This window comes from Nocardia cerradoensis NBRC 101014 (assembly GCF_000308535.1).
Lineage (GTDB): Bacteria > Actinomycetota > Actinomycetes > Mycobacteriales > Mycobacteriaceae > Nocardia > Nocardia cerradoensis.
Genome location: NZ_BAFW01000371.1, coordinates 19,592 through 27,679, shown reverse-complemented (window position 1 = coordinate 27,679; position 8,088 = coordinate 19,592). Strand labels below are relative to the sequence as shown.

At 67.7% G+C, this 8,088-nt stretch carries 8 protein-coding genes; 5 read left to right on the top strand and 3 right to left on the bottom strand.

Translation table 11 applies throughout. The features are described 5' to 3' along the window. Window positions 1-52 precede the first annotated feature (52 nt). Window positions 53-865 carry a nuclear transport factor 2 family protein gene (locus tag ON23_RS31885; protein WP_244969551.1) on the bottom strand — a complete coding sequence of 271 codons (813 nt, stop codon included), beginning with the start codon at window positions 863-865 and terminating at the stop codon, window positions 53-55. Between the two features lie 52 nt (window positions 866-917). Here ON23_RS31885 and ON23_RS31880 point away from each other — a divergent pair, with 52 nt between their 5' ends. Next, complete coding sequence (locus ON23_RS31880) at window positions 918-1,544, top strand: TetR/AcrR family transcriptional regulator (protein ID WP_039782914.1); 627 nt, start codon at window positions 918-920, stop codon at window positions 1,542-1,544. Window positions 1,545-1,613: 69 nt separating this feature from the next. Here ON23_RS31880 and ON23_RS36340 read toward each other — a convergent pair whose 3' ends face one another. Beyond that, on the bottom strand, window positions 1,614-2,294 hold the full coding sequence (locus tag ON23_RS36340; RefSeq protein ID WP_167331914.1) for a TetR/AcrR family transcriptional regulator: 681 nt from the start codon (window positions 2,292-2,294) through the stop codon (window positions 1,614-1,616). 82 nt (window positions 2,295-2,376) lie between these two features. On the opposite strand from ON23_RS36340, the gene ON23_RS31870 reads away from it, so the two are divergent. Further along, complete coding sequence (locus ON23_RS31870; protein ID WP_039782911.1) at window positions 2,377-3,798, top strand: amidase; 1,422 nt, start codon at window positions 2,377-2,379, stop codon at window positions 3,796-3,798. A gap of 340 nt (window positions 3,799-4,138) precedes the next feature. Here ON23_RS31870 and ON23_RS31865 read toward each other — a convergent pair whose 3' ends face one another. Beyond that, on the bottom strand, window positions 4,139-4,663 hold the full coding sequence (locus tag ON23_RS31865; protein WP_051043627.1) for a hypothetical protein: 525 nt from the start codon (window positions 4,661-4,663) through the stop codon (window positions 4,139-4,141). A 331-nt stretch (window positions 4,664-4,994) separates the two neighbouring features. Between ON23_RS31865 and ON23_RS31860 the strand changes: the two genes are divergently transcribed. The 3 genes from ON23_RS31860 (at window position 4,995) to ON23_RS31850 (ending at window position 8,038) form a co-directional block, all read left to right on the top strand. Next, window positions 4,995-5,300: a hypothetical protein gene (locus ON23_RS31860; RefSeq protein ID WP_039782908.1), complete on the top strand. Its 306-nt coding sequence runs from the start codon at window positions 4,995-4,997 to the stop codon at window positions 5,298-5,300. 293 nt (window positions 5,301-5,593) lie between these two features. Continuing rightward, window positions 5,594-6,901, top strand: coding sequence for a GDSL-type esterase/lipase family protein (locus ON23_RS31855; protein WP_244969550.1), 1,308 nt, complete (start codon window positions 5,594-5,596; stop codon window positions 6,899-6,901). A 180-nt stretch (window positions 6,902-7,081) separates the two neighbouring features. Next, complete coding sequence (locus ON23_RS31850; protein WP_245556239.1) at window positions 7,082-8,038, top strand: glycoside hydrolase family protein; 957 nt, start codon at window positions 7,082-7,084, stop codon at window positions 8,036-8,038. The last annotated feature ends 50 nt before the right edge of the window (window positions 8,039-8,088 follow it).

Below are 8,088 nucleotides of genomic sequence, written 5' to 3'. Positions count from 1 at the left end.
GGTGCTCGCAAATAGAAGCAGTCGGGCGGCCAGGGGCTCAGCCGGCCGCCCACTACCGCACCGTTCCGATCCGGGCGAGGAGTGCGGGAAGTTTGGAGGCGGCCATGAGTGCGCGGAACTGCCAGCTGTCGTCGCGCGGCAGAACTCCCCCGCGCTGAGTGGCGTCGAGGAAGTCGTAGAGGGTTTCGCCTTCTTCCATCAGTCCGTCGGCGTTGAAGTGGTAGCGGTCGACGGCCGGGCACTGGATGAAGCGTCCGTTGCCGTGGATCACGGGAGCGGACTCGTCGTAGGGGTACAGGCGCAGCGGGCCGGTCCAGTGCCCGCTGCCGATGTAGCGGATCACGGTGCGCACCCTGCCTTCCGGCGTCACGTCCAGATACACCTGGTTCGGCAGCGGGTCGTAGCGCCAGTCCGGGATGGCGTCGAAGAAGGCGAAGTTGTATTTCACGAATTCGTCGATGCCGACGATGGTGCGCCCGAACGTCGTGACGTCGGTGTAGCGGATGCCGGGTGCGTAGAGCTCGTGATTGAGGCTCATATCCCGGACCAGGAAGCTCCACCAGTACTTCTTGGCCCATTCCATGACCCAGGTCAGATCGACGCCGAGCTTGCCGTAGAGCTCGAGTTTGCGTTCGAATTCGCCGAACCACTCGAGGGTGCCGGCCTGTAGTTCGGCTTCGGGGATCGCCCGAATCGGCACGGCGCGATTGGAATTCAGGAATTCCGGTACCGGTTTCGACAACCGCGGCCGCCGCAGCGCCTGCTGGAACTGTTCCTCGTCGAACATGAGTGACCCCTTCACACGATCGGCGCGACCGGCCACGGTGCCGGTGCCGCGCGCCTCGAGATGAATCATATGATTCATGTAGAATCAGGTGATGTCAATGAGGGGTGCGGAGAGATGCGAGGATGATCGTGTGAGCACCGCGCCCAAACTCTGGCGAGGCCAGACGCTGCAGGACCGTTCCGGCGAACGCCGTGAGCTGTTGCTGGATTGCGCTTTCGACCTGCTGGGGACGGCGGGAGCCGGAGCGGTCACGATGCGGGCGGTGACGCGACAGGCGAATCTGAGCCCGCGCTATTTCTACGAAAGTTTCGCAGGCCGCGAAGCACTGATCCTCGCCGTCTACGACCGGGCGGAAGCGGCGTTGCGCGAGCGGTTGTCGGTGATCGCCGCGGGCACCGACCCGCATGCGGCGATCCGTTCGGCGTTGCAAACCTGCGCCGATTTCTTCGACGAGGACCCGCGGCGGGCACGCGTGCTGCTGCGTGAACCGTTGGCCGACGACGATTTACGGGCGCACATCACCCGGCGCACCCCGGCGGTGATCCGGGCGCTGGCTCCGCTGCTGGGCGACAGCGCCGGGGATCTGTTCACCAGCAGTGACGCCACGCTGGCCACCACCGGCACCGCACTGGCCGGCGCGTTGACGTCGGTGTATCTGGAATGGACCGACGGGCACCTCACCATCGAGCGCGACCGGCTCGTCGACACCTGCACCGGCATCGTCGCCGCACTACTCGGACTCGCCCTCGGCCTGTAGTCGTTCCGGCGGGAATCGGTCGGGGTCGGAACTGACGCCGCCGCGGCCTCCCGCGACCGAAAACCGCTGTCAGGCATCGGGTTCGGCTGACTGCCCGTCCCCCTCCGCCGAATCGGCGTCCCCCTCCCCTTGTCGCCGCAGGCGCAGCGCCAGCTCGACATGTCCGTTGTCGAGCAGAAATCCCAGAAACAGCGCGCGGAACGCCGCGTGCACCGATTCCGGCGGCAGCGTGCCCGGTACGGCCATTTCGTGCAGCGCCAGCCCGTGCGCCAGGGCGGTGAATGCCGGTGCGGCCGTGTCGGGTTCCGGCGATCCGGCCGCGCGAACGCCCGCGGCGGCGGCCCGGCGTGCGGCATCCAGGGCCCGCGCGGCGGCGTCGCGGAACTCCGGGTGCCGCGCGGCGTGCAGATAGGCCTCGAACAACGCCGGCGTCTCCGGCGAGCGCGGGGTCGCGGCCGATGACAGTGCGGCGGCGATCTCGTCGGGTGTGCTGTGCGCCTCGGCCAACGCCTCGGCGAGCGCGACCTGGGTGTCGGCGTCGGCGTCGGTGTAGACGCGCAGCGCTTCCTCGGTCAGCGCGTCGATCGAGTCGAAGAAGTACCCGACCGTGGTGAGCGGCAGGCCGGCCTTTTCGGTGACCGCGCGGTGGGTCACTCCGGCCGCGCCCACGGCCGCGGTGACCTCCACAGCGGCCGCGAGCAGGGCTTCGCGTCGAGCCTGGGCGCTGGGACGGTGGCGGCGCGTGGTCACGCGGCCAACCCTAGGCCATCTCTGTAACTCCTTACAGTTTCCCTCTGGGCAGAGTCTGTAAATTCTTCTAGACTCAGCCGCCATGACGTCCCTTCACGCATTTCGCGACGATGCGCTCGGCGAGCACGACGCGGTCGCCCTCGCCGAACTGGTCCGCGACGGCTCGGTCAGCCCGCAGGAGCTCGCCGCCGCCGCCATCGAGCGAGCGCGCGCGGTAGACCCGCAACTCGACGCCGTCGCCTGCGCGATCTACGACGCCCCGCGCTATCACTCGCGCTCCGATGCCGCCCTCTACGGCGTGCCGACCTTCGTGAAGGACAACTCCGACGTCGCGGGCCTGCCGACCAACCACGGCAGCGAGGCGTTCCGCGCGCGACCCGCGGCGAAGAACGGCGCCTACACCGACCAGTTCCTCGGCACCGGGCTGACGCTGCTCGGCAAATCGCGACTACCGGAGTTCGGCTTCAACGCGACCACCGAATTCATGACCGAACCGCCCGCGCGCAACCCGTGGGATCTGGATCGCTCGATCGGCGCCTCATCCGGCGGGTCGGCCGCACTCGTCGCCGCGGGGGTGGTTCCGATCGCGCACGCCAACGACGGCGGCGGATCCATCCGCATCCCCGCCGCCTGCGGCGGACTCGTCGGGCTCAAGCCGAGCCGCGGCCGCCACATCGACGGTGAACAGGTGCGGCACGTGCCGATCCACATGATCTCCGAGGGCGTGCTCACCCGTACCGTGCGCGACACCGCGGCGTTCGTCGCCGCGGCCGAAAACGTCTGGCGCAACCCGAAACTCGCCCCGATCGGTGAAGTCCTAGGCCCGGCGCAACGACGGCTGCGGGTCGGACTGCTCATGCACAGCGTCACCGGCGCCGAGGTCGACGCGTCCACCCGGGCCGCGGTCGAGCACACCGCCACGCTGCTGGAGAAGGCCGGGCACGTCGTCGAACCGATCGCACTCCCGGTCACCGAGCAGTTCGCCGCCGATTTCGTCCAATATTGGGCGCTGCTGGCCGATCTCGCGGTGAGCACGGGCAAGCTCATCCTGGATCGCTCGTTCGACGCCGCCGCCACCGACGGACTGACGCGCGGCCTGCGCGCCCATCACCGGCGCAACCTGCACCGGACACCGGCGGCACTGCGCCGTCTGCAGCGCATCCCGGCCACCTACGAGCGACTGTTTGCCCAGTCGGAAGTTGTTGTGTCGCCGGTACTCTCGCACACGACGCCGCCGCTGGGCCACATCGCACCGACCGTCCCCTTCCCTGAACTCATCGACCGGCTCACTCGCTACGTCAGCTATACGCCGTTGAACAACATCGCCGGCACCCCGGCCGTCTCGCTGCCCATGGGCCGCACTCCCGACGGCCTGCCGGTCGGCGTGCAACTGTCGGCCGCATACGGCGACGAACGCACGCTGATCGAGCTGGCCTACCTTCTCGAAGCCGAACACCCCTTCCCGCGCATCCAGGAGCAGGCCACGAACTCCTCGACCCGGTAATGCCACGATCGTTCCCGGACTTCACAGCGACCCGGGGCAGCAAACCCGCGGCGCGCAATGCGGCATGCCGTTCGTCGACGCGGTGCACCCATGGTGACGTGGAGGGAAACGTCGATTGAATACTTCCGGAATGCAGGCGATTCTGACCCGAATCCGAGCGCTGAAGGTTTGCTGCCGATAGCGGAGCGGGTAACAGAGGAGTGAGGCCGACGTCCTGCCCGGCGCCGGCCCGCGCGTAGGCCGAAGGCATGACGGGCTGCGCGAAAGTCGTTGCGATGCCGCCGGGCCGATCGCCACCCCGGCGGCATCGCTTCGTTCGGCGACGCGAGTCAGGCCGCGGTCAGGGCATCGGCGGCAGCATCCGAGACGGAGACTCCTGAACCGTGACGAGAACGACGACGTCGCCGTAGGGGGCATTTCCCCGCGCCAGCCGGTGACCGAACTTCGCCAGCGGAATCTGCCACCGATACTTGGCTTCGATCTCGGCGTGAACGAACGACACCAGCGTGCCCGCGGTCACCAGCTGCGCGTGTCCCTGGCGCTGGTGGGATCCCAGCGCCGGATGGCCGCGCCGATCACCGGCCTGGACCAGCACGCGGCCGTCACGCATCAAATCGTCGGCTTCCGGAGACTGCGACGAGACACGAAAGGCCAACTGGCCCAGTCCGATAGGGACAACCAGCCGTGGCACGGTCACCAACTGCTGCGGGCCGGCGACGCGGGTGACGAGCACCGTCTTCGCCTCCTGCCACTCGCTCGCAGCCCCGGTGACCGGGACCGGGCGTGCCGGCGTCGCCCGCGCGACCGGGACGGGCCGTGCGAGCCGAAGCGGTGCGGTGGGAATATCGGTCAGGGTGTCTGTCATCTTCGCTCCTCTCCGGGACGATTCCGTTCGCTGCTACCGCCGCAAGGTCCGCCGAGGACCGGCGCGGGCCCCCAGCCGCGCCGTGACCGGGAGCAGGGCTCACCGATCGCGATGCGAGAGTGACGAGTCGCCAAGGGATTTCACGCCGGCGGCGGCCGGGCTCGCTCGGTCCTGCACGAGCATCCTTGATCGGCCGATTTCGATAGTGCACGCACATCCGCGCATCGGCAACGATGCTGGTCACAGTTGGTGGACCCGGCCGGAAAAACCCGCAGCCGACACGAGCCCCGCACACCGTGATCACGACGGAATCGGCGGCTAAGTTGCCGATATGGCTCTCGCGCTCGACCCACCCGTGGTCGCCTCCGCGACCGACACCGGCCTGATCCTCGACATCATCGGCATCGCCATCGCCGACCCTCTCGGTGGCGGCGAACCCCAGCTACGACTACGCGACGGAACCACGGTCACCCTGCCCGTGGCGCTGCGCGACTGGGCCATGGCCATGCTCGTCACCCATCATCACCGCGCCGACGACGAAGTCCCGACCTTTCCCTGCCGCATCGAATTCGGCATCCGCGACGGCCACATGTACGCCCGGCCACTGACCGCCGGCGAACACCGCGACGTGCCGTAACACCGGTCGTCCCCACGTCGCGAGGCTGCCGAGAACTCACGAAGGTGCAACACGCCGCCGATCGACTCGGTCCGAGGCCGTGTGGACTCCGGTCACGAACACGGGCCCTCGATGGTGGTGCAGCGGAAAGCTGTCACCCGACATACAGGAATGGGCCGTTCGCAATCGAATACCGCTGCCGGACAATTGATCCGGAGATTTCCGCATCCAGCCGTCCGAACTCTGCTTAGTGTTACTGCCGTTTACAAGTTGTCGGCGGTCGCCTCCGGGCATCGGGTGATAGGTGGTACTGCATGGTCGTGGGTAAGTGGTTGGGGGCAATCGCCGGGGCCGCGCTGGTGTGGACCGGCTCGATCGCCACCGGCGTGGGGGCGGCGGATCCGGTGGCCGGGTGTGGCGATTCGCACTGGGTGGGGAGTTGGATGGCGGCGCCGTCGGATTCGTTCAGTGCGGCCGACCCCGCACTGATTCCGCAACTGTCGGTGTCGGACCAGACCTATCGCCTGGTGATCACCCCGCATCGCGGAGGTTCGGTGCTGCGCGTGCATCTGACCAATCGCACCCGGCCGGTGCCGATGGAGGTCGACCACGTCACGATCGGCGTCCGAAGCGGCGGTGCCGCACTACAACCCGGCTCGCTGCGTACGGTCACGTTCGACGGGAAGAGCGCGGTCACGATGGCGCCGTGGAGCGATGCGGTCAGCGATCCGGTCGAATTACCCTTCCCCGCATGGCAACCGCTGTCGATCAGCGTGCACGCACCCGGCCTGGCGGTATTGCCGACAGAACATTTCGACGCGAACGCGACCAGCTACTACAGCCCACCCTTCGCGGGCGATCACACCACCGACGTGACCGGATCACAGCTGAAGCTGAGCACCACGGCGATGCCGTTCGTGTCGGGACTCGATGTGCAGGCTCCCGGAAATGCCTCCGCGATCGTCGCTTTCGGTGATTCCATCACCGACGGATACGTTTCGAGCACTGTCCTCGGCACCCCGCAGGACGCGAGTGTGGTCGACCGCAATGTCCGCTATCCGGACTTCCTGCAGCGACGCCTCGATGCCGCCGGAGCGCCCTTCACGGTCCTCGACGCCGGAATCTCGGGCAACCGCGTCACGCGTGCCGGATTCATCCCCCAATTCGGACCCGCGGCGGTCGACCGCGTGCAGCGCGACGTCATCGACCAGGCAGGGGTTTCCGATGCGATCGTTCTGGAAGGCATCAACGACCTCGGCATCCCGATCGGAGCGAGTGACGATCAGGTCGTAGCCGGCTACACCGACCTGATCACCCGCCTGCATGCCGCCGGAGTGAAGGTCCACCTGGCCACGCTCCTGCCCGCGAGCAACGCCCTCGCCGACGGCATTCTCACCCTGCCCAACGCCGACGCGACCCGGCAGCGAATCAACGCCTGGATCCGCGGACAACACCTGTCCGACACGGTGATCGACCTCGACGCCGCCCTGCGCGACCCCGCCGCGCCGAACACCCTGGCACCCGGCTTCTCCGGTCCCGACAACCTCCATCCCAACCCCGCCGGCTACCGAGCCATGGCCGACGCGATCGACCTCGCGTCCTTCCACGGGGTATGCCGATGAACGTCCTCGCTCGCATCCCGCGGCGGACGCTATGGCACTTGGGGTTGCCGCAGGTCGGTTGGGCGCGCGGTGTGTCAGCAATCATTCAGCGTTCACGGGCGGGATAATCCGCATATGACGTCGATCGGGCTGTCCCGCAGAGCGATGCTCGCCCTGGCAGCGAGCGTACCGTTGAGCGTTGTGGCATCCCGACGCGCAGTGGCCGCCGCCCCGCCGATCCGATACACGATGACGGCGTTCACCAACGACAGCCAGACCGACATGTGGGTCTACGAATCCACCGACGCAACGAATTTCCGGCTCCTCCAGGCCGACGCCTATCGTCCGCCGGACGCCGACCCCGCCGACACCCCGGCAGCGGCGGCCACGACGAAGAAGGGCTTGTGCCGCGACCCCAGCGTCTTTCGTCACATCGACGGCGAGTACTACGTGACGTACACGACCGCATGGGACGGCAACACCATCGGATTCGCTCGCAGCCACGACCGAATCCACTGGGAGTTCCTGTACGAGTACACGATTCCGTTCGACGGTGTCACCCATACCTGGGCGCCGGAATGGTTCGTCGACGGTGACGGCACGGTCAGCGTCCTGGTGAACATAAACGACGGCACGGTCTTCCGGCCCTGCGTCATGACCGCGACCACCTCATCGCTGAACCGGCCGCATTGGACCACGCCCACACCGCTGGCAGGCGTCGTTCCCGCACCGGGCGGCCTCGGCTACATCGACACCACGGTCACGCTGTCGCAGGGACGCTACTACGCGTTCGTCAAGAACGAATCGACCAAGAACGTCGAGGTCGCGGTGGCCGACTGCCTGGTCGGCCCGTACACGTTCGCGCGAACCGGGAACTGGGCGCACTGGGGCGGACCGGACCCGGGACAACCGCGCGAGGGACAGTGCGTGATCCCGCTCCCAGACGGCCGATGGCGGATCTACCTGGATGCCTACGACCTCGACGAACCCACGCACGGTCACTATCTCTACAGCGACACCCTCACCAGCGACCTGCTCGGCGAGTGGACCACACCGAAGGACCTGCCCGTCCTGTCCGGTTTCGTCCGCCACTTCACCGTGTTGCCCGAACCGCTGAACACCGGCCCGCAACCAGGGCCGAAGCCCGTCACGCGGTGAGGACGATCGGGCCGCGGCCTGCCCGCCCCGACCAATGACATTGCCGCCGA

Bases quoted from the DNA above. Each gene is read 5' to 3' on its own strand.
- ON23_RS31885 (WP_244969551.1), bottom strand. From the start codon at position 865: ATGAATCATATGATTCATCTCGAGGCGCGCGGCACCGGCACCGTGGCC.
- ON23_RS31870 (WP_039782911.1), top strand. From the start codon at position 2,377: ATGACGTCCCTTCACGCATTTCGCGACGATGCGCTCGGCGAGCACGAC.
- ON23_RS31865 (WP_051043627.1), bottom strand. From the start codon at position 4,663: ATGACAGACACCCTGACCGATATTCCCACCGCACCGCTTCGGCTCGCA.
- ON23_RS31860 (WP_039782908.1), top strand. From the start codon at position 4,995: ATGGCTCTCGCGCTCGACCCACCCGTGGTCGCCTCCGCGACCGACACC.
- ON23_RS31855 (WP_244969550.1), top strand. From the start codon at position 5,594: ATGGTCGTGGGTAAGTGGTTGGGGGCAATCGCCGGGGCCGCGCTGGTG.